Raw genomic sequence first — 21,074 nt, forward strand, 5'->3', positions numbered from 1 at the left:
TGGGGCGCCGGTAGGGTGGCCCGGTTGTCATACGTTGCCGCGCCGTTCGACCCCACCACGGAGACCGTGACTACCACCGCCCACTCGACGTCCTCGCACTCCCACCACCTGTCGCCCGCCTTCCCGGGACGTGCGCCCTGGGGTACCGCAAGCAAGCTGCGGGCCTGGCAGCAGGGTGCGATGGAGAAGTACCTCCAGGAGCAGCCGCGTGACTTCCTCGCGGTCGCCACGCCCGGCGCCGGGAAGACGACGTTCGCGCTGACGCTGGCGTCCTGGCTGCTGCACCACCACGTCGTACAGCAGGTGACCGTGGTCGCGCCGACCGAGCACCTGAAGAAGCAGTGGGCGGAGGCGGCGGCCCGGATAGGGATCAGGCTGGACCCCGAGTACAGCGCCGGGCCGCTCGGCCGGGAGTACCACGGCGTCGCCATCACCTACGCGGGCGTCGGCGTCCGCCCCATGCTGCACCGCAACCGCGTCGAGCAGCGCAAGACCCTCGTCATCCTCGACGAGATCCACCACGCCGGTGACAGCAAGTCCTGGGGCGAGGCGTGCCTGGAGGCGTTCGAGCCCGCGACCCGGCGCCTCGCGCTCACCGGTACGCCGTTCCGCTCCGACACCAACCCCATCCCCTTCGTGGCGTACGAGGAGGGGAGCGACGGCATCCGGCGGTCCGCCGCCGACTACACCTACGGCTACGGTTCCGCGCTCGCCGACCACGTCGTCCGCCCCGTCATCTTCATGTCCTACAGCGGCAACATGCGCTGGCGGACCAAGGCCGGGGACGAGATCGCCGCCCGGCTCGGCGAACCCATGACCAAGGACGCCGTCAGCCAGGCGTGGCGCACCGCCCTCGACCCGCGCGGCGAGTGGATGCCCGCCGTGCTGCGCGCCGCCGACCAGCGGCTGACCGAGGTCCGCAAGGCCATCCCGGACGCCGGCGCCCTCGTCATCGCCTCCGACCAGGACTCCGCCCGCGCCTACGCCAAGCTGATCCGCGAGATCACCGGGCACAAGGCGACGGTCGTCCTGTCCGACGACACCGGCGCGTCGAAGCGGATCGACGAGTTCAGCGAGGGCGACGACCGGTGGATGGTCGCCGTCCGCATGGTCTCCGAGGGCGTCGACGTGCCCCGGCTGGCGGTGGGCGTCTACGCCACCACCATCTCCACGCCGTTGTTCTTCGCGCAGGCCGTCGGCCGTTTCGTGCGGTCCCGGCGGCGCGGCGAGACCGCGTCGGTGTTCCTGCCGACCGTGCCCGACCTGCTGTCGTTCGCCGGGGAGATGGAACGCGAGCGGGACCACGTCCTCGACAAGCCCAAGAAGGGCGGCGAGGAGGACCCGTACGCCGAGGAGGACCAGCTCCTCAAGGAGGCCGAGCAGCAGAAGGACGAGGACACCGGCGACCAGGACATGCTGCCCTTCGAGGCGCTGGAGTCCGACGCCGTCTTCGACCGGGTGACGTACAACGGCGCCGAGTTCGGTATGCAGGCCCACCCCGGCAGCGAGGAGGAGCAGGACTACCTCGGCATCCCCGGCCTGCTGGAGCCCGACCAGGTGCAGATGCTGCTCCAGAAGCGGCAGGCCCGGCAGATCGCGCACAGCAAGAAGAAGCCCGACAGCGAGGCCGACCTCGTCGAACTGCCCGCCGAGCGGCGGCCGGTGGTCACGCACAAGGAGCTGATGGAGCTGCGCCGCCAGCTCAACACCATGGTCGGCGCGTACGTCCACCAGAGCGGCAAACCGCACGGCGTCGTCCACACCGAGCTGCGCCGGGTCTGCGGGGGGCCGCCGAGCGCGGAGGCGACGGCGGGGCAGCTGCGGCAGCGGATCGCCAAGGTGCAGGAGTGGGCCACCCGGATGCGGTGACCGGCGTCCGGCCGGGCGTGGTGCGCTGTGCGTATCCGGGCAAAAGGAAGGCAAAGGGGTGCGGGTCGGGCGGGTAAGTGCCCGGATTCTGGACGGAGCCTTCCGCTCAGCGAACCGCCTTCGCTAATGTCCCGCTACGCACACGCCCCGTGGCAGCGCCGCCGCGGAGCGCAGCCGTGAAGCGACTGGGCCCGGAACGGCCGGGCCGTCCGCCGATCGGCAGCCTCTGAAGCGCGTCGCCCACGGGACTCGGTGACGCATCCGCCGAGAGGGGGCTGCCGACCTCACCACTGAAGGAGTGGGCGTCGTGACCGCGGAGACCTCCCAGACGCTCGATCGAGGACTGCGGGTCCTCAAGCTGCTGGCCGACACGGATCATGGGCTGACCGTCACCGAGCTGTCCAACAAACTCGGAGTGAACCGCACCGTCGTCTACCGGCTCCTGGCCACCCTGGAGCAGCACGCGCTGGTACGCCGTGACCTGGGCGGGCGGGCGCGGGTGGGCCTCGGGGTGCTGGGGCTGGGGCGCCAGGTGCACCCCCTGGTGCGGGAAGCGGCGTTGCCCGCGCTGCGGTCGCTGGCGGAGGACATCGGGGCGACCGCGCACCTGACGCTGGTGGACGGGTCGGACGCGCTGGCCGTCGCGGTCGTGGAGCCGACGTGGACCGACTACCACGTGGCGTACCGGGCCGGGTTCCGGCACGCGTTGGACCGGGGGGCGGCGGGGAAGGCGATCCTGTCGGCCCGGCAGAAGCCGTTCGGGGACCCGGGGTACACGCTGACGCACGGGGAGTTGGAGGCGGGGGCGAGCGGGGCGGCGGCGCCGTTGCTCGGGGTGACGGGGGTGGAGGGGAGCGTGGGGGTCGTGATGTTGGCGGACGCGGTGCCGGAGCGGGTGGGGCCGCGGGTGGTGGACGCGGCGCGGGAGGTCGCGGAGGCGTTGCGCTAGCGCTGGCTGGTGGTGCGTGCCCGGCGTGTGTGCGGGCCGGGGTGGGCGCGCGGCCCGGCGTGACGGGGTGGCGCTTCGCCGGGTCGGGAGCCGCCCCAGCGGCACGACTGCCCGCGGCCGAGTGGGCCGCGCACGTTAGATTGAACCCGTGTTCTCTCGTCTCTCTCGGCCCTGGGCCGTCGTCGTGTGTGGTGTGCCGGTCGTGGGGTTGTTGGTGACCGCGCTGGCCGCTCCGTTGCCGTTCTCGCTGGCGCAGCCGGGGATGACCGCCGATGTGCTCGGGGAGAACAAGGGCACGCCGGTGATCACGATCTCCGGGGCGGACGTCCGCGACACACGCGGTGAGCTGCGGATGACGACGATCGAGGCGACGAGCCCGGACACCCGGGTGAGGCTCGGCGACGTGCTCGACGGGTGGTGGAGCACCGACCAGGCGGTCATGCCGAAGGACTCGGTGTACCCCAGCGGTGACAGCGTCCGGGAGATCGAGCGGCACAACACCGCGCAGATGCGGCAGTCGCAGGACGCGGCGACCGAGGCCGCCCTCTCCTACCTCAAGCTCCGGGACGACGACGTCAAGGTCACCCTGAAGCTCGCCGACGTCGGCGGGCCCAGCGCCGGGCTGCTGTTCTCGCTCGGCATCGTCGACAAGCTGGACGGCGACGGCAGCGGCGGCGACCTCACCGGCGGGCGGGTCATCGCCGGGACCGGCACCATCGACCCGGACGGCAGCGTCGGCCCGGTCGGCGGGGTGGCGCTGAAGACGCAGGCGGCCCGGCGCGACGGCGCGACCGTCTTCCTGGTGCCGAAGGCCGAGTGCTCGGACGCCGAGTCGGAGCTGCCGAAGGGGCTGCGGCTGATCCCGGTGACCAGCCTTGAGGGCGCCGTCGAGTCGCTCGTCGCCCTGGGGAGCGGGAAGGGCTCCGTACCCGGCTGCTGACCGCGACGGTCAGGTCAGTCCTTCCTCACCAGGCCCTCGTCCACCATCCAGTCCAGCGCGACCTGGTGCGGGTCCTCCCCGTCCACGTCCACCTTGGCGTTCAGCTCCCGCGCCACGTCGTTGGTGAGGCGGGCCGTGACGGGGTTCAGTACGTTGGCGATGGCGGGCCACTTCTTCAGGGTCCTGGTGTTGATCTCGGGGGCCGCGTTGTAGTTGGGGAAGAACTTCCTGTCGTCCTCCATCACCACCAGGTTCATCGACCTGATCCGGCCGTCCGTGGTGAACACCTCCCCGTACGTGCAGGCGCCCTTCGCGGCCTGGGAGTAGATGATCCCGGTGTCCATCTGCGTGATGTGGGCGGCCGGGATGTCCATGCCGTACTTCCCGCTCATGCCCGGCAGCCCGTCCGCGCGGTTGCGGAACTCGCCCTCGACGCACAGGGTGACCGCGCCGGGATCGGAGTCCGCCAGTTCCGCCACGTCGGAGAGGGTCCTGGTGCCGTACTCCCTGAAGTGGGACTGGTTCATCGCCAGGGCGTAGGTGTTGTTCAGCTCGGCCGGGGGGAGCCAGGTCAGGCCCTCCTTGAGGTCCGCCTCGCGTACGGCCTCCCACTGCTCCTGCGGGTCGGGGATGGGCTCGCTGTTGCCGAGGTAGGTGATCCACGCCGTGCCCGTGTACTCGTAGTTGGCGTCCGCGTCGCCGCTCTTGACGGCCTCCCGGGTGCCCACGGACCCCTGGATGCCGGTGCGGTCCAGCACCTCCGCCCCGGCCGCCTGGAAGGCGATGCCCATGATCGCGCCGAGGATGAGCTGCTCGGTGAACTCCTTCGAGGTGACCGTCAGCTCGGCGCCCTCCAACGGCCGCCCCTGCCCGATCGAGCCCGGCGAGACGTCGTCGACCATGGGGGAGCCGCTGGTCAGCCCGCATCCGGCGGCGGCCGTCAGCGCGGACGCCGCCACCGCCCCGGCGAGCAGACCACGGGTGGGCCACCTCACGTCCCCACCTCCAGCCCGCGGGGTCGCAGCAGCAGTTCCGCCAGCGACGCCAGCCAGTCGACCAGCAGGGCGAGGGCGATGGTCAGGATCGAGCCCAGCATCAGCACCGGCATCCGCTGGCTGGTGATGCCCGTGGTGATCAGCGTGCCGAGGCCGCCGCCCCCGCCGAAGGTCGCCAGGGTCGCCGTACCGACGTTGAGGACCAGCGCGGTGCGCACGCCCGCCAGGATGAGGGGGACGGCGAGGGGGAGTTCGACGCGGGTGAGCACGCCCAGGGGGGACATGCCGATGCCGTGGGCCGCCTCCAGCAGGGTGGGGTCGTTGGCGCGCAGGCCCGCCATGGTGTTGGAGAGGACCGGCAGGACGGCGTAGGCGATGATGCCGATGAGCGCGGCCCGGCGGCCGATGCCCAGCCAGATCACCAGCAGGGCGAGCAGACCGATCGCCGGGGTCGCCTGGCCCGTGTTGGCGAGGGCCATCGCCACCGGGGTCGCCTTCCGGAACGCCTTGCGGGTGAGCAGGATGCCCAGCGGGATGGCGATGATCAGCACGAAGAAGGTGGAGATCACCGTCAGCTGGACGTGCTGCCACAGCGCCTTGGAGACCGCGCCGTCCGACAGCGCGTTCTCGGAGAGCGGGTCCAGGTCGGCCCGCGCGAACCACAGCCAGGTCGCCAGCAGCACCGCGACCAGCAGGGTGGGCAGGAACACCAGCTTCTGCCAGGTGACCCGGCGCCCGGTCTCCTCGGGGGGCGGCGGAGCCTCGTCCGCCACCGCTTCGCCGGAGCGCTCGACGGAGGTGGTCACGCCTTCGGCACCCCCTCCAGGTCGCCCTCCTGCTCGGCGTGGGTCAGCACGGACTGGGTCTCCGCCAGGTCGTGCTGGTCTTCCAGGGCGTCCAGCCGGTCGGCCTCCAGCAGCTCGTGGACGGAGTTCATCAGCGTCTCCATGTCGACGACGCCCTCGTACGCGCCCCGCCCGCCGGTGACCGCGACCCGGCCCGCGTTGTCGGTGAGGACCGCCTCCAGCGCGTCCCGCAGGGTGGCGTCCCGGGTCACCGTGTCGCTGACCAGCGTGCCCGCGCGGGCGAGGGAGCCGCGGGCCCGCATGAGGTCGCCACGGCGCAGCCACTTGTAGGGACGGCCCCGCTTGTCGAGGAGGAGGATCTCGTTGGTGCCGCTGGACCGCAGCCGGTTGAGGATCTCCTGCGGGGGGTCGTCGACGGTCACCGTCGGGTAGTCGGTGATCTCCACGTCCCGCACCCGCGTCAGGTTCAGCCGCTTGAGGGCCGCCCCGGCGCCGACGAACCCGGAGACGAAGTCGTCGGCGGGGTTGGTGAGGATCGCCTCCGGGGTGTCGAACTGGGCGATGTGCGAGCGCTCCCGCAGCACGGCGATGCGGTCGCCCAGCTTGATCGCCTCGTCGAAGTCGTGGGTGACGAACACGATGGTCTTGTGCAGCTCGCGCTGGAGCCGGATCAGCTCGTCCTGGAGGTGGTCGCGGGTGATCGGGTCGACGGCGCCGAACGGCTCGTCCATCAGCAGCACCGGCGGGTCGGCGGCCAGCGCCCGCGCCACGCCGACGCGCTGCTGCTGCCCGCCGGACAGCTGGCGCGGGTAGCGGCCCAGGAACTCGCCGGGGTCCAGGCCGACCAGGTCGAGCAGTTCCTCGACGCGCGCCTTGACGCGGGCCCTGGACCAGCCGACCATCCCCGGCACGAGGCCGATGTTCTGGGCGACGGTCATGTGCGGGAACAGTCCGGCCGACTGGATGGCGTAGCCGACCTTGCGGCGCAGCTTGACCGGGTCCATGTCGGTGACGTCCTCGCCGTTGATCCGGATCCGCCCACCGGACGGCTCGATCAACCGGTTGATCATCTTCAGGGTCGTCGACTTGCCGCAGCCGGACGGGCCGACGAAGATGACGGTCTCGCCCGCCTTGATCTCCATGGAGACGTTGTCGACGGCGGGCTGCGGGGTGCCCGGGTAGTGCTTGCTCAGGTTCTCCAGCTCGATGGTCGCGCCGGTCCCGGACCCCTGGGCGGCTGTCTCAGACACGGATCCCCCTGGGAATGGTGAGCCGTCCGATCAGGACGTACGCGGCGTCGAACAGCAGGGCGAGCACGATGATGCCGAGCGTCCCCGCGAGCACCTGGTTCAGCGCGTTGCTGCTGCCCAGCGAGGCGATCCCGCGGAAGATCAGGTTGCCGAGGCCGGGCCCGGAGGCGTAGGCGGCGATGGCGGCGATGCCCATCAGCATCTGGGTGGAGACCCGGATGCCGGTGAGGATCGGCGGCCAGGCCAGCGGCAGCTCCACCCGCAGCAGCCGGGACACCCGGGACATGCCGATGCCGGTGGCGGCGTCCACCAGCGCCGGGTCGACGCCGCGCAGCCCGACGATGGCGTTGCGCACGATCGGCAGCAGCCCGTACAGCGTCAGCGCGATCACCGTCGGCGGCACGCCGAGCCCGACGACCGGGATCAGCAGGCCGATCATGGCCAGCGACGGGATGGTCAGGATGGTCGAGGTCGCCAGGGTGGCGAGGTTCCCCGCCCACTCCGAGCGGTAGGTGGCGACACCGACGAGCACGCCGATCAGCGTCGCCACGACCATGCACTGGAAGACGGCGCTGGCGTGTTGGTAGGCGTCCGTGAGCAGTTGCTGGTGGCGGCTGCCCAGGTACTCCCAGAAGTTCACGCGCGGGCACCCCCTGACGGTCAGGTCTTCTCCGGGTCCTCCGCGGCCTGTTCCACGAGCGGGATGATCCGCAGCGGAACGGGGTTCTCCATCACGATGGCGGTGGCGGCCCGGACGATGCCATCAAAACCGACAACCCGGTCGATCACCCGCTGGAGATCGGCGTTGGAGCGGGCCACCAGACGGCACAGCATGTCCCCGGTGCCGGTCGTCGTGTGCAGTTCCAGCACCTCCGGCACACCCGCCAAGTGCGCCCGTACGTCGGGCCCTTGGCCCTGTCTGATCTGGAGCGTGGCGAACGCGGTGACCGGGTAGCCGAGGGCCGCCGGGTCGACCTCGGGACCGAAGCCGCGGATGACTCCGTTCGACTGAAGCCGGTCGAGCCGCGCCTGTGCCGTCCCGCGCGCCACCCCGAGCCGCCGGGACATCTCCAGCACCCCGATCCGCGGCTCCCGCGCGAGCAGCGCGATGATCCGTCCGTCGAGCTGGTCGATCGCCATGACGCACACCTCCGAGGGGGCGGTCCTGTGGTCATCCTGTACAGAAGCTCCGCCATTACGGGTCATTCACTGGCCAGATTGCCCAGTGGAAACGCAAACTATTGCGCACCTTGCCGGGTGAAGGAGACGCTGCGCGTATGACGCAGACCACACATCACACTCCCGACACCGCCCGGCAGGCCGACCCCTTCCCGGTCAAGGGAATGGACGCGGTCGTCTTCGCCGTGGGCAACGCCAAGCAGGCGGCGCACTACTACTCCACCGCCTTCGGCATGAGGCTCGTCGCGTACTCCGGACCGGAGAACGGCAGCCGCGAGACCGCGAGCTACGTGCTGGAGAACGGCTCCGCGCGGTTCGTGTTCACCTCGGTGATCAAGCCCGCCACCCCCTGGGGCCACTTCCTCGCCCAGCACGTGGCCGAGCACGGGGACGGCGTCGTCGACCTCGCCATCGAGGTCCCGGACGCCCGCGCCGCGTACGCCTACGCCGTCGAGCACGGCGCCCGCCCGGTGGCCGAGCCGTACGAGGTGAAGGACGAGCACGGCACCGTCGTCCTCGCCGCGATCGCCACCTACGGCGAGACCCGCCACACCCTCGTCGAGCGCTCCGGCTACGACGGCCCCTACCTGCCCGGCTACACCGCCGCCGCCCCGATCGTCGAGCCGCCCGCGCAGCGCACCTTCCAGGCGATCGACCACTGCGTCGGCAACGTCGAACTCGGCCGGATGAACGAGTGGGTCGGCTTCTACAACAAGGTCATGGGCTTCACGAACATGAAGGAGTTCGTGGGCGACGACATCGCCACCGAGTACAGCGCGCTGATGTCGAAGGTGGTCGCGGACGGCACCCTCAAGGTCAAGTTCCCGATCAACGAGCCCGCCGTCGCCAAGAAGAAGTCCCAGATCGACGAGTACCTGGAGTTCTACGGCGGCGCGGGCGTCCAGCACATCGCCCTCAACACCAACGACATCGTCGCCACGGTCCGCACGATGCGCGCGGCCGGGGTCCAGTTCCTCGACACCCCGGACTCCTACTACGACACCCTCGGCGAGTGGGTCGGCGACACCCGGGTCCCCGTGGACACCCTGCGCGAGCTGAAGATCCTCGCCGACCGCGACGAGGACGGCTACCTGCTGCAGATCTTCACCAAGCCGGTCCAGGACCGCCCGACCGTCTTCTTCGAGATCATCGAACGCCACGGCTCGATGGGCTTCGGCAAGGGCAACTTCAAGGCCCTGTTCGAGGCGATCGAGCGCGAGCAGGAGAAGCGCGGCAACCTCTGACGCCCGGCACGGAGCGACCCGGGGCAGCACGCCCCCGGGTCACTCCGGCACGTCCTCGTCCACCGGCACCTCGCCCAGCTCCGCCAGCGCCTTCCGCGCCAGCGGCACGGCGAGCGGGGAGAAGTACGGGTTGGTCCTGAGCGCCTCCCGCAGGTGCCGCCGCGCGGGCGCCTGCCGCCCCAGCGCCTTCTCGATCATCCCCCGGTGGTAGGCGTACGCCGCGGGGCGCACCCCGCCCCCGTGCTCCGGGTCCGTCGCCCGCGCCGCGAACCGCAGCGCCTCCCGGTGGGCCCCCGTCCGGTGCAGCGCCCAGCCGAGCGCGTCGGCCACCGCCGGGCTCGGCCGCCGCCGCCACTCGCCCCGCAACCGGCGCACCGCGGCCCGCGCGCCCTGACGGCCGCCGTGGTCCGCCTCGAACCGCCCGAGCACCAGGTCCTCGCGCACCCCGCCCGCCGCCGCGTTCCGCACCCGCTCGCGCAGCAGGTCGTACTGGACCCGCGCGGCGTGGTCCAGCCCCAGCGACTCGTACAGCTCGCCCAGTTCGAGGGCGTACCGCGGCAGCGGCTGCTTGGCCAGCGCGATCCGGTACACGCTCAGCGCCTCCGAGGTCCGCCCCAGCGCCGCCAGCGCCCTGCCCTGCCCCGCCTGCGCGGCCCGCTGGTCCGGATCGACGCGCACCGCCTCCCGGAAGTACCGCAGCGCGCCCTCCCGGTCACCGCGCTCCCAGGCGAGCCGCCCGGCCCGCTCCAGCCACGCCGCGCGCTCGGCGGGCGCCCGCGCCCCGGCCGCCGCGTCCGCCAGCGCCGCCGCCGCGTCCTCCCGGCGCCCCTGGTCCCGGTACACGCCCGCCGCCCGGGCCCGCGCGGCGGGGGAGGCGTCCAGCTCCAGCATCCGCTCCAGGGCACGCCCGGCCCCCGCGTGGTCCCCGAGCCCGGAACAGGCGTCGACGAGCAGCGCGTACGACGTCCAGCGGTCGTCGTCCGCCGCGCTGGCCGCCGCCCGCGCCCACCTGCGCCCCGCCCGGAAGTCATGGCGGGCGTTCGCCAGCGCCGCCAGGCCCTCCAGCGCCGCCACGTTGCCCCGGGGCCGCACCTCAAGCGACGTCCGCAGCGCCTCCTCGGCCTTCGGGAAGTGCGCGGCGGCGTCCCCGGTACGGCGGCCCTGTTCGACGTAGGCCGCCCCGAGCACCGCCCACGCCCGGGCGTCCCGGGGGTGCTGGCGCAGAGACGCCTGCCGGTCGTCGATCAGCGCCGCCAGGTCGCCCAGCGCGGCCGGGACGCCCCCGGTGACCGCCGCCCGCGCGTGCGCCGCCGCCGGCCCCGACGCGGGCCGCGGGCCCTCGGGCCGCTCGGGCGGCAGCAGCATCAGCGTCCCGCCGAGGGCCAGGCACCCCACGAGCGAGCCGCCCAGCAGCCAGCCCCGCCGTGCTCTGTTCTCCGTGCCGCTCACGCCACTCATGCCGATCACTGTGCGTCAGTACGACGATCAGGTCCCGGCGGCGGCCGGGTACCGCAGACGGGTTCACACCGATGGCCCCGGGTGACACGCTGTGATCATGAGCCGTATGGAAGCCTCCCACGACGAGACCACCGGCCTCCTCGTCGACCGGCTGCTTGGCGGCCTGCCCGCCGAGGCCGTCCTGACCGACCCCGACGTCACCGCCTCCTACGCCCACGACATGGCCAGCTTCTGCCCGGCGGGCACCCCGGCCGTGGTCGTGCTGCCCCGTACCGTCGAACAGGTCCAGCACGTCCTGCGCACCGCCTCCGCACTGCGCGTGCCCGTCGTCCCGCAGGGCGCCCGCACCGGCCTGTCCGGCGCGGCCAACGCCTCCGACGGCTGCGTGGTGCTGTCCCTGACGAAGATGGACCGCGTCCTGGAGATCAGCCCCGTCGACCGGATCGCCGTCGTCGAACCGGGCGTCGTCAACGCCGACCTCGCGCGTGCCGTCGCCGAACACGGCCTCTATTACCCGCCGGACCCGTCCAGCTGGGAGACGTGCACCATCGGCGGCAACATCGGCACCGCCTCCGGCGGGCTGTGCTGCGTCAAGTACGGCGTCACCGCCGAGTACGTCCTCGGACTCGACGTCGTCCTCGCCGACGGACGGCTGATGTCCACCGGCCGCCGCACCGCCAAGGGCGTCGCCGGGTACGACCTGACCCGGCTGTTCGTCGGCTCCGAGGGCTCCCTCGGCGTCGTCGTCCGGGCCGTCCTCGGGCTGCGCCCCAAGCCGCCGCGGCAGCTCGTGCTGGCCGCCGAGTTCGCCTCCGGCGCCGCCGCCTGCGACGCCGTGTGCCGGATCATGGCGGGCGGCCACGTGCCGTCCCTGCTGGAGCTGATGGACCGTACGACCGTCAGGGCCGTCAACGACCTGGCGCACATGGGGCTGCCGGAGACCACCGAGGCGCTGCTGCTCGCCGCCTTCGACACCCCCGACCCGGCCGCCGACCTCGCCGCGCTCGGCGCGCTCTGTGAGGCCGCGGGCGCCACCGAGGTGGTCCCCGCCGACGACGCCGCCGAGTCCGAACTACTCCTCAAGGCGCGGCGGCTCTCGCTGACCGCCCTGGAGGCCGTGCGGGGCGCGACGATGATCGACGACGTGTGCGTGCCGCGCTCCCGGCTCGGCGACCTGATCGACGGGGTGGCCGGGATCGCCGAGAAGTACCAGCTCACCATCGGCGTCGTCGCCCACGCGGGGGACGGCAACACCCACCCCACCGTCTGCTTCGACGCCGCCGACCCCGGGGAGTCGCGGCGCGCCCGGGAGTCGTTCGACGAGATCATGGCCCTCGGCCTGGAGCTCGGCGGCACGATCACCGGCGAACACGGCGTCGGCGTCCTGAAGAAGGAGTGGCTGGCCCGCGAGATCGGCCCGGTGGGCCTGGAGATGCAGCGGGCCGTGAAGCAGGTCTTCGACCCGCTGGGCATCCTCAACCCGGGCAAGCTGTTCTGACCCGTCCGCACCAGGCCGGGGGCTCACCGGGCGAGCAGCTCGTCGAGCGCGGCGTCGATGCCGAGCTGCCCGCCCTCGGTCCCCGGGGGCACCACCCGCAACGTCCGCTCCAGCCACGCCGACACCTGCGCCGTGGGCGCCTCCAGCAGGGCCTCCCCGTCCGGTGAACTCAGCGCCATCAGCACCACGCCGCGCCCCTCCGCCTTCGTCGGCCACACCCGTACGTCCCCGCTGCCGCACGGCCGGAACACGCCCTCCACCAGCAGCTCCCGGGCGAACGTCCAGTGCACGGGCAGGTCCGAGTTGATGTGGAAGGTGATGTGGACGGCGTAGGGGTCGTCCGTGCGGTAGCCCAGCAGGGCGGGGACCGGGATGCTCTGCTCCGGCGACAGGATGAGCTTCAGTTCCAGTTCGCGTTCCACGACGGTGTGCATGTCCGATGTTCCTCTTCCCCGCGGCTTTCGTATGCGCCTGATGCGCACCCGTACGAGGGGAGAGGGGCCCGGGCGCCGGGCATTACGCGGGTTCGGGAGAATTTCTCCAACCGTGGTCAGGGAGGGTCACAACCCTGCCCGAAAGGGGCGGGTGCGGCGGGACGCGCGGTATGTTCCCTGCCGTTCTGATAGATGTGGAGGCCCCCCTCCCACCCCCGAGCAGATACGGGACGACGGACATGAGCGCCCCAACCCCGGCACCCGGCGACGACAGGCCCCGCGAAGGCTATTACCCGGACCCCTCCATCCCCGGCTACGTCCGGTACTGGAACGGCGCCGCCTGGGTACCGGGCACCAGCCGCCCGGCCCCCGCCGACGGCGAGCCGCTCGCCCCGCCGCCCGGCGCGCAGCCCGCGCCGCCGTCCGTCGAGGAGACCGGCCCGCACTTCTTCGACGAGGACCCGGCGCCGTCCGACGCTTCCCGGGGCGCCGCCCCGCAGCAGCGCCCCGACCCGCGCGTGCCGCACGCCCCCACCCCGCCGGACGGCGCCTCCAGCCGCACGGACGGCACGGCGACGATCCCGCCCGCGAACGCGGACGACGGTGAGCGGCCCGACGGCACGTTCGTGTTCCGCCGCCCCACGCCGGGCGCGGCCCGGGAACCGGGCCCCGACGAGGGGACGATGACGTTCCGCGCGGTGAAGCCCCGGCCGGGCGAGCGGCCGGCAGCGGCACCGCCCGCCGCTCCGGACTCCGGCCAGGTACCCCCGGGCTTCGGCCCGCCGCCGTCCGGCACGGCGCGGGGGCCCGCGCACGCCGGTCCCGCGCAGGCGTCCCCGGGCTTCGGCGCGGGCAAGGCCGCTGCCGACCGCGCCCCGGCCCAGCCCCCGGCGACCCCCACACCTCCCGCGACCTCCTCCGCTCCTTCCGCTCCCTCCGCCCCCGCCGGTCCGCAGCGGCAGCCCGGTGTCGCCGCGAGCGTTCCGCAGCAGGCGTCCGCGCCCGCGCCGGTCACCTCCGGCGCCGGGGGCGGCCAGGCCTCCTGGGCCCAGCAGGTGCACCGGCTGGCGGGCGTACCGGCCGAGGAGCCGCCGGTGGCGCCCTGGAAGCCGCCGGTGGACGACGTCTTCCAGGCGGCGGCCCGGCGCCAGGCCGCGGCGCGCCCCGCCGCGGTGGGCAGGCGGCTGGCCGCGCGGCTGATCGACACCCTGGCCGTCGGCGGCCTCACCGCCGTGGCCGCCGTACCGCTCGGCGCCCGCGCCGCCGACCACATTCAGGACAAGATCGACGAGGCCAAGCTCTCCGGGGAGACCGTCACGGTCTGGCTCCTGGACGGCACGACCTCGGTCTACCTGGGCATCGTGCTCGGCGTGCTGCTCGTCGCGGGCGTCCTGTACGAGGCGCTGCCCACCGCCAGGTGGGGCCGCACGCTCGGCAAGCGGCTGCTCGGCATCGAGGTGCGGGACATCGAGGCGCACGAACCCCCGTCGTTCGGGGCGGCGCTGCGCCGCTGGCTCGTCTACAGCGTGCCCGGTCTGCTCGCCTTCGGGCTGATCGGCGTCGTATGGGGGCTGTTCGACCGGCCGTGGCGGCAGTGCTGGCACGACAAGGCCGCGCATACGTTCGTGGCGGGATGAGCGGGTACGTCGTCCGGCCCGGATGATCCGGTACCCCGGACGGCCGCGCGCCGGATGCGGGGCGCCGGGGTTCGCGATGCACTCGGGCCATGAGTACCGAACCGCCTCCCGGCCCCGGAGAGCCGCCGGACGACGACCCGTTCAGGAAGCAGCCCCCGCCGCCCGGCCGGGGGTCGGGTTCGCCGTACGACGCCCCCGCGGGCGGCGGCCCCGGCGGCCAGCCGCCCCCCGGCGGCCCCTGGAGCCAACCGCCCCCCGGCGGCGGTCAGCCCCCGCCCTACGGCGGCGGTCAGCCCCCGCCCTACGGAGGCGGCCCCTACCCGGCCGATCCGCTCGCCGGGATGCCGCCGCTCGCCGACAGCGGCAGGCGCGTCCTCGCCCGGCTCATCGACATGATCCTCGTCGGCCTCGTCGTCTGGCTGGTCACCTGGCCGCTCGGCATCGGCGAGTACAACGTGGACACGGACGAGTTCGAGAGCGCGAGCACCGTCGGGCAGTCGATCGTCGCCGCCGTCCTCTACATGGCCTACGACACCTTCATGACCGCCAGGACGGGCCAGACACTCGGCAAGAAATGGCTGAAACTCCGCACGGCCAACCTCGACAACGGCAACACGCCCTCCACCCAGACCTCCCTGCTGCGGGCGGCCGTGCTGTGGATCCCGTTCGCGTTCTGCTGCGCCTGCCTCTGGACGGCGGTCGCGGGCGGCTGGAGCTTCTTCGACCGGCCCTACAAGCAGGGCCTGCACGACAAGGCGGCGAAGACCGTGGTGGTCAGCACCCGCTGACCACCACGGTCCGGTCGTGGGCGGGGCCGGTTCAGGGCGCCGAGGGCTCCCGCACCGGCTCGTTGGTGGTCGCTGACGCGGTCACCCGTTGCCGTATGACGGCGCGGCGGGGCGTGGCGGCGGGAACCGCCACCGTCCGCTTCGGCGTCGGAAGGGTCAGGGCGACCAGCAGCCCGAGCGCGAGGGCCGCCACGGCGATGATCGCGATCACCACGGTCGAACTCGTCTGGGACAGCAGCAGCATGGCGAGCGTCGACAGGAGCACGGTGGACGAACCGTAGGCGAGCTGTGCGGCGGTCGGACGAGGCATGGCAATCGAGTCCTCGGGGTGGGCCTCCCCCCGTGCCTCTCGCTGTGGGGGAGGTGCGGATGCGGTTGGGGGGTGGGACAGGGATGTCGGCCTGGCTTTCCGCCGGCTTCCGGGCGTTCCGCCACGCGACTCTAATCGGCTGTGTGCCCGAGTGGAACGAAGAGTAAGCGTGACCTGACCAACAGTGCCGGTGCACGGGGGGCGCATCGAGTCATCCCGTCCGCACGGCGTCCGCTGAGCGAGGAGGGCACTCCGCATAGTGCCATTGACCTGTTCAAGTCAAGGTCTGTCTTTTCCGCGCAACCTCTAGTCCAATGTCGTCACTTGACTACACGCGTCAACCACGCGCGCGCGGACTTCCTCGACTCTCCAGGACCCCCGACCGCGCCGCGGACGCGGGGGAGGATCTCAAGTGACCAGTAGACCCTGGACGTTCAGAGCGACCGCGACCGCGGTGGCCTTCGCGGCGGCGACCGCGACCTTCTCGGCCGCCACCGTGGCCCACGCGGATCCGGCGGGCAGCCCCGCCGCCGTCGACCGGCAGGACCCGGCGTCGGGTAAGGCCGTGAAGGAACACGACTTCGACGGGCCGCTCACCAAGACCCAGGAGGCCCAGCGCGAGGAGGCGCTCAAGCAGGTCATATCCGGCAAGGCCGACGTCAAGGAGCGCGACGGCTCGAAGGTCGTCAAACTCCGCAGCCGCCACGGCGACAGCAAGTACGTCGAGCTGGGCCGCGAGAAGACCGACAAGATCTTCACGATCCTCGTCGAGTTCGGCGACCAGACCGACCCGCGCTACGGCGGCACGCCCGGCCCGCTGCACAACCAGATAGCCGAGCCGGACCGCACCAAGGACAACAGCACGGCCTGGCAGGCGGACTACAACCGCGAGCACTTCCAGGACCTGTACTTCGGTGACGGCGTCGGCTCGATGAAGTCGTACTACGAGAGGCAGTCCTCGGGCCGCTACTCCGTCGACGGCGAGGTCGCCGACTGGGTCAAGGTGCCTTACAACGAGGCCCGCTACGGCTCCAACGCCTGCGACCCGGACAACTGCGCCTGGTTCGCGGTGCAGGACGGCGTCAACGCCTGGGTCGACGACCAGAAGGCGGCCGGGAAGACCACCGCCGAGATCAGCGCCGCGCTCGCCGAGTACGACCAGTGGGACCGCTACGACCACGACGGCGACGGCGACTTCAACGAGGCCGACGGCTACATCGACCACTTCCAGATCGTGCACGCCGGCGAGGACGAGTCCGCGGGCGGCGGCGCGCAGGGCGAGGACGCCATCTGGGCGCACCGCTGGTACGCGTTCGGCACCGACGCCGGCGCCACCGGCCCCGAGGGCAACAAGCTCGGCGGCACCCAGATCGGCGACAGCGGCATCTGGGTCGGCGACTACACCATCCAGCCGGAGAACGGCGGACTCGGCGTCTTCGCCCACGAGTACGGCCACGACCTCGGTCTGCCGGACCACTACGACACCAGCGGCGGCGAGAACTCCACCGGCTTCTGGACGCTGATGTCGTCCGGCTCCTGGCTGGGCACCGGCCAGGACACCATCGGTGACATGCCCGGCGACATGACCGCCTGGGACAAGCTCCAGCTGGGCTGGCTCGACTACGACGTGGCGAAGGCCGCGACGGCCTCGAAGCACAAGCTGGGTGTGGCCGAGTACAACACCAGGAACCCGCAGGCCCTGGTGGTGGAGCTGCCGCAGAAGGCCGTCACCACCGAGATCGTCGCCCCGGCCGAGGGCGCCAACCAGTGGTGGAGCGGCAGCAGCAACGACCGCCGCGCCACGCTCGCCCGCTCCGTCGACCTGACCGGCAAGGCGTCGGCCGCGCTGACGCTCGACGGCTGGTGGGAGATCGAGAAGGACTACGACTACCTCTACACCGAGGTCTCGACGGACGGCGGCACCAACTGGACGCCGATCGACGGCACCGCGGACGGTCAGCCGATCGACCGTGACGGCAGCGACCAGCCCGCCCTCAGCGGTGTCTCCGGCACCCACAAGGCGCTGTCGTACCCGCTGGACGCGTACGCCGGTCAGCAGATCGACATCCGGTTCCGCTACGCCACCGACGGCGGCGTGTCCCTGAAGGGCTTCACCGCCGACCGCATCACGCTCACCGCGGACGGCGCGACCCTGTTCACCGACGACGCGGAGAGCGCGGACGCGGCCTGGACCGCCAACGGCTTCTCGCGGGTGGGCGGTTCCTTCACCAAGGACTACGCGCAGTACTACATCGCCGAGAACCGCCAGTACAGGTCGTACGACAAGACCCTCGCGGTCGGCCCGTACAACTTCGGCTTCTCGACCACCCGTCCGGACTGGGTGGAGCACTTCCCCTACCAGAACGGTCTGCTGATCTGGAAGTGGGACACCTCGCAGCAGGACAACAACACCAGCCAGCACCCCGGCACCGGTCTGGTCCTGCCGGTCGACTCGCACCCGACCGCGCTGAAGTGGTCCGACGGCACGCTGATGCGCAACCGCATCCAGACGTACGACTCGCCGTTCAGCTGGTACCGCACGGACGGTTTGACCCTGCACAAGGCGGACGTGGAGACCAGGGTCCCGTCGTCGCGCGGCGTGCCGGTCTTCAACGACCACAAGCACACCTACTACGACGAGTCCAACCCGCGCGCGGGTGTCCAGATCACTGACACCAACACCAAGATCGTCATCGTCAACCAGCCGCTGAGCGGCTCGACGATCACGGTCAAGGTCGGAGCGGCTACCAAGTAGTCAGCGTTTCCGCAGGTCAGACGCGTATCGGCGGCAGCCCCTTGGCGGGTTGCCGCCGATCGTGTTTAGGTGCGTCCTGTGACTGACTTATTGACACCGGCTCGCACGGGGGTGTGACTGCATGGCCGCAGGAGGTTTCTGCAAGCTGCCGAACGGCACGGTGGTGGTGGCACTGAACCTGCCCAGCCCCACCGCCGACGGCCCGACCGCCCCGGGTGGCGTACGGGTCCTCGTACACGCCCAGAACAGGGCGCGCGCCCTGACCAGGCTGCGCAACCTGGGGCTCCGCGCCGTCTACCTGCGCGGCAACGCCGCCCCGCCGACGCCGGACGAGATCACCGCCGTCCTGCACCACCCCGACGGCCTGATATGGCGGACGGCACCCGGTGTCAGCGGCCTCGGCCCGATGGAGCTGTGGCACCCGATCCGCGCGCTGCTGCGCCGCCCGGCGGCACCGGCGTAGGGCGCCGCCGGGTCAGGAGACGACCGGCTTGCCGGAGAGTTCCACGCCCGCTCCCCGCAGCTCCTCCAGGGCGCGGTCGGTGGTCTCCTCGGCCACGCCCGCGGTGAGGTCGAGCAGGACGTGGGTGCGGAAGCCCTCGCGGGCGGCGTCCAACGCGGTGGCGCGGACGCAGTGGTCGGTGGCGATGCCGACCACGTCGACCTCGTCGATCCCGCGGGCCCGCAGCCAGTCGGCGAGCGGCACGCCGTTCTCGTCGACGCCCTCGAAGCCGCTGTACGCGGCGGCGTAGGCGCCCTTGTCGAAGACGGCGTCGACCGCGCCGGAGGCGACCGCCGGGGCGAAGTTCGGGTGGAAGCCCACCCCCTCGGTCCCGGCGACGCAGTGCGCGGGCCAGGAGTGGACGAAGTCGGGGCGGTCGGCGAAGTGGCCGCCGGGCGCGACATGGTGGTCCCGGGTGGCCACGACGTGCCGGTACCCGGCGGGGGCCTGCCCGATCAGCTCGGTGATCGCGGCGGCGACGTCGGCACCCCCGGCCACCGGGAGGCTGCCCCCCTCGCAGAAGTCGTTCTGCACATCGACGACGATCAAGGCGCGGCGCATGGTCGGTGTCCTTCGGTCAGGGGGTCGGTTGGGGGCTGGGGCGGTGGGGTGCGGGCCGGTGGTGAACCTCCGAGCCTAGAGACTTCCGGGGGGCGGCGGGAGGGGGTGCGGCAGGGCGCACTCCGCTGTGCGCCCCGGGTACCCGGCTGCCCGCGTTCTCGCCGGTCATCCCCCCGTGGGCCCGGGGACGTACTCCGTCGGAATGACCGGTTCGCCGCGCGAGAGCTGGGTGGCGGACAGCGGCAGGCCCGCGCGGGCGGCGACGTGGCGCTCCCGGGGGGCGTCCAGGGGCTCCCGGGCGACCACCTCGCCGCCCTTGACCAGCTCCACCAGCAGCGACCGGTCGGCCAGCCCGTCCGGCACCGGCCCGGTTCCGATGACCTCGGCCTCCGCGACGCCGTCGGCGTCCAGCCGCCGCGCGGCCCACTTGCGGCCGCCGATGGACGTCTTGCCGCCGGTGGCCTTCTTCGCGACCGGCACCAGCGGCGCCGCCGGGTCGGCGGACTCGGCGCGGGCGACCAGCTTGTAGACCATCGAGCAGGTGGGGTGCCCGGAGCCGGTCACCAGCTGGGTGCCGACGCCGTACGCGTCCACCGGCGCCGCGGCCAGCGAGGCGATGGCGTACTCGTCGAGGTCGGAGGTGACGATGATCCTCGTACCGGTGGCGCCCAGCTCGTCCAGCTGCTGCCGTACCCGGTGCGCGACCAGCAGCAGGTCGCCGGAGTCGATGCGCACCGCGCCCAGGCCGGGTCCGGCGACCTCCACCGCCGTACGGACCGCCTCGGCGACGTCGTAGGTGTCGACCAGGAGCGTGGTGTCCCGGCCCATGGACTCCACCTGGGCGCGGAAGGCGTCCCGCTCGTGGTCGTGCAGCAGGGTGAAGGCGTGCGCGGAGGTGCCGACGGTGGGGATGCCGTAGCGGAAGCCCGCGGCGAGGTCGGAGGTGGAGGTGAAGCCGCCGACGTAGGCGGCGCGGGCGGCGGCGACGGCGGCCAGCTCGTGGGTGCGCCGGGCGCCCATCTCGATCAGCGGCCGGTCCCCGGCGGCGGACGCCATCCGGGAGGCCGCGGCGGCGATCGCCGAGTCGTGGTTGAGGATGGACAGGATCACCGTCTCCAGCAGCACGCACTCGGCGAAGCTGCCCTCCACCCGCAGGACCGGCGAGCCCGGGAAGTACACCTCGCCCTCGGGGTAGCCCCAGACGTCACCGGAGAAGCGGTAGTCGGCGAGGTACGCGCACGTCTCCGGGTCGACGACGCCGCGCTCCCGCAGGAAGGCCAGCACGTCCGCGTCGAAGCGGAAGTTCTCGATGGCGTCCAGCACCCGGCCGGTGCCCGCGACGACGCCGTAGCGGCGCCCGCCGGGCAGTCGGCGGGTGAAGACCTCGAAGACGGAGCGCCGTCCGGCGGTGCCCGCCTTCATGGCGGCCTGGAGCATCGTCAGCTCGTACTGGTCGGTGAACAGGGCCGTCGAGGGCACCTCCACCGGCAAACCAAGGTCCGCTGTGTTCATGGCAAGCGATGCTACCCCCATTTCGTCAGTGTGACGATTTATGGAGGGCGTGGCAGCATGGTCATGTGACGTCAGCCGCTCCCATCGAGATCGAACGCACCGAGTCGGCGGAGGAGGTCTCCGCCGTGCCCGAGCCGGACGTCCCCTGGGTCACCCTCGTGCACAACGACCCGGTCAACCTCATGAGCTATGTGACGTACGTCTTCCAGACGTACTTCGGCTACTCCAAGGACAAGGCCACCAAGCTCATGCTGGACGTGCACCACAAGGGCCGCGCGGTCGTCTCCAGCGGCACCCGCGAGGAGATGGAGCGCGACGTCCAGGCCATGCACGGCTACGGCCTGTGGGCCACGCTCCAGCACGACCGCACCTAGCCAGCGCCCACCG

General features: G+C 72.3%; 20 protein-coding genes. 10 read left to right on the forward strand and 10 right to left on the reverse strand.

Annotation, left to right across the window (positions count from 1 at the left end; all coding sequences use genetic code 11):
• Positions 1-66 precede the first annotated feature (66 nt).
• The 3 genes from ABZ659_RS03265 (at position 67) to ABZ659_RS03275 (ending at position 3,758) form a co-directional block, all read left to right on the forward strand.
• Positions 67-1,869: a DEAD/DEAH box helicase gene (locus tag ABZ659_RS03265; protein WP_360212877.1), complete on the forward strand. Its 1,803-nt coding sequence runs from the start codon at positions 67-69 to the stop codon at positions 1,867-1,869.
• A gap of 307 nt (positions 1,870-2,176) precedes the next feature.
• Complete coding sequence (locus ABZ659_RS03270) at positions 2,177-2,818, forward strand: helix-turn-helix domain-containing protein (RefSeq protein WP_360212879.1); 642 nt, start codon at positions 2,177-2,179, stop codon at positions 2,816-2,818.
• 148 nt (positions 2,819-2,966) lie between these two features.
• The gene (locus tag ABZ659_RS03275; protein WP_360212881.1) at positions 2,967-3,758 is read left to right on the forward strand and encodes a S16 family serine protease; all 792 of its coding nucleotides are present in this window, start codon (positions 2,967-2,969) and stop codon (positions 3,756-3,758) included.
• Positions 3,759-3,772: 14 nt separating this feature from the next.
• Here the strand turns inward: ABZ659_RS03275 and ABZ659_RS03280 are convergent, their stop codons facing one another.
• The 5 genes from ABZ659_RS03280 to ABZ659_RS03300 form a co-directional block, all read right to left on the reverse strand.
• Positions 3,773-4,660 carry a glycine betaine ABC transporter substrate-binding protein gene (locus ABZ659_RS03280; RefSeq protein WP_360213368.1) on the reverse strand — a complete coding sequence of 296 codons (888 nt, stop codon included), beginning with the start codon at positions 4,658-4,660 and terminating at the stop codon, positions 3,773-3,775.
• Positions 4,661-4,749: 89 nt separating this feature from the next.
• The gene (locus ABZ659_RS03285) at positions 4,750-5,526 is read right to left on the reverse strand and encodes an ABC transporter permease (protein ID WP_360213370.1); all 777 of its coding nucleotides are present in this window, start codon (positions 5,524-5,526) and stop codon (positions 4,750-4,752) included.
• A 29-nt stretch (positions 5,527-5,555) separates the two neighbouring features.
• On the reverse strand, positions 5,556-6,809 hold the full coding sequence (locus tag ABZ659_RS03290; protein ID WP_360212883.1) for a betaine/proline/choline family ABC transporter ATP-binding protein: 1,254 nt from the start codon (positions 6,807-6,809) through the stop codon (positions 5,556-5,558).
• Positions 6,802-7,449 carry an ABC transporter permease gene (locus ABZ659_RS03295; protein WP_360212885.1) on the reverse strand — a complete coding sequence of 216 codons (648 nt, stop codon included), beginning with the start codon at positions 7,447-7,449 and terminating at the stop codon, positions 6,802-6,804. Before ABZ659_RS03295 ends, ABZ659_RS03290 begins: the two co-directional genes overlap by 8 nt.
• A 20-nt stretch (positions 7,450-7,469) precedes the next feature.
• Positions 7,470-7,949, reverse strand: a complete 480-nt coding sequence (locus ABZ659_RS03300; RefSeq protein ID WP_360212887.1) for an Lrp/AsnC family transcriptional regulator — start codon at positions 7,947-7,949, stop codon at positions 7,470-7,472.
• Between the two features lie 137 nt (positions 7,950-8,086).
• Here ABZ659_RS03300 and hppD point away from each other — a divergent pair, with 137 nt between their 5' ends.
• Positions 8,087-9,232, forward strand: a complete 1,146-nt coding sequence (gene hppD / locus ABZ659_RS03305) for a 4-hydroxyphenylpyruvate dioxygenase (protein ID WP_360212889.1) — start codon at positions 8,087-8,089, stop codon at positions 9,230-9,232.
• A 39-nt stretch (positions 9,233-9,271) separates the two neighbouring features.
• Here hppD and ABZ659_RS03310 read toward each other — a convergent pair whose 3' ends face one another.
• The gene (locus tag ABZ659_RS03310; protein WP_360212891.1) at positions 9,272-10,690 is read right to left on the reverse strand and encodes a tetratricopeptide repeat protein; all 1,419 of its coding nucleotides are present in this window, start codon (positions 10,688-10,690) and stop codon (positions 9,272-9,274) included.
• A gap of 91 nt (positions 10,691-10,781) precedes the next feature.
• On the opposite strand from ABZ659_RS03310, the gene ABZ659_RS03315 reads away from it, so the two are divergent.
• Positions 10,782-12,188 (forward strand): FAD-linked oxidase C-terminal domain-containing protein, encoded by a 1,407-nt coding sequence (locus ABZ659_RS03315; RefSeq protein WP_360212893.1) that lies wholly within the window; start codon positions 10,782-10,784, stop codon positions 12,186-12,188.
• 23 nt (positions 12,189-12,211) lie between these two features.
• Here the strand turns inward: ABZ659_RS03315 and ABZ659_RS03320 are convergent, their stop codons facing one another.
• Entirely contained in the window at positions 12,212-12,622 is a 411-nt protein-coding gene (locus ABZ659_RS03320) for an SsgA family sporulation/cell division regulator (protein WP_360212895.1), read from the reverse strand.
• 239 nt (positions 12,623-12,861) lie between these two features.
• On the opposite strand from ABZ659_RS03320, the gene ABZ659_RS03325 reads away from it, so the two are divergent.
• Positions 12,862-14,259, forward strand: coding sequence for an RDD family protein (locus ABZ659_RS03325; protein WP_360212897.1), 1,398 nt, complete (start codon positions 12,862-12,864; stop codon positions 14,257-14,259).
• Positions 14,260-14,348: 89 nt separating this feature from the next.
• Positions 14,349-15,047, forward strand: a complete 699-nt coding sequence (locus ABZ659_RS03330) for an RDD family protein (protein ID WP_360212899.1) — start codon at positions 14,349-14,351, stop codon at positions 15,045-15,047.
• Positions 15,048-15,078: 31 nt separating this feature from the next.
• On the opposite strand, the gene ABZ659_RS03335 is transcribed toward ABZ659_RS03330, so the two are convergent.
• Positions 15,079-15,357 carry a hypothetical protein gene (locus ABZ659_RS03335; RefSeq protein WP_360212901.1) on the reverse strand — a complete coding sequence of 93 codons (279 nt, stop codon included), beginning with the start codon at positions 15,355-15,357 and terminating at the stop codon, positions 15,079-15,081.
• Positions 15,358-15,769: 412 nt separating this feature from the next.
• Between ABZ659_RS03335 and ABZ659_RS03340 the strand changes: the two genes are divergently transcribed.
• Positions 15,770-18,112 carry an immune inhibitor A domain-containing protein gene (locus ABZ659_RS03340; RefSeq protein WP_360212903.1) on the forward strand — a complete coding sequence of 781 codons (2,343 nt, stop codon included), beginning with the start codon at positions 15,770-15,772 and terminating at the stop codon, positions 18,110-18,112.
• A 121-nt stretch (positions 18,113-18,233) separates the two neighbouring features.
• Positions 18,234-18,575, forward strand: a complete 342-nt coding sequence (locus ABZ659_RS03345; RefSeq protein ID WP_360212905.1) for a hypothetical protein — start codon at positions 18,234-18,236, stop codon at positions 18,573-18,575.
• Positions 18,576-18,587: 12 nt separating this feature from the next.
• Here ABZ659_RS03345 and ABZ659_RS03350 read toward each other — a convergent pair whose 3' ends face one another.
• Positions 18,588-19,175, reverse strand: coding sequence for an isochorismatase family protein (locus ABZ659_RS03350; RefSeq protein WP_360212907.1), 588 nt, complete (start codon positions 19,173-19,175; stop codon positions 18,588-18,590).
• Between the two features lie 165 nt (positions 19,176-19,340).
• Positions 19,341-20,687, reverse strand: a complete 1,347-nt coding sequence (locus tag ABZ659_RS03355; RefSeq protein WP_360212909.1) for a nicotinate phosphoribosyltransferase — start codon at positions 20,685-20,687, stop codon at positions 19,341-19,343.
• Between the two features lie 8 nt (positions 20,688-20,695).
• Between ABZ659_RS03355 and clpS the strand changes: the two genes are divergently transcribed.
• Positions 20,696-21,061 (forward strand): ATP-dependent Clp protease adapter ClpS, encoded by a 366-nt coding sequence (gene clpS, locus ABZ659_RS03360; protein ID WP_360212911.1) that lies wholly within the window; start codon positions 20,696-20,698, stop codon positions 21,059-21,061.
• Positions 21,062-21,074: the final 13 nt, after the last annotated feature.

This window comes from Streptomyces sp. NPDC006997, from assembly GCF_040635175.1.
Classification (GTDB): Bacteria; Actinomycetota; Actinomycetes; order Streptomycetales; family Streptomycetaceae; genus Streptomyces.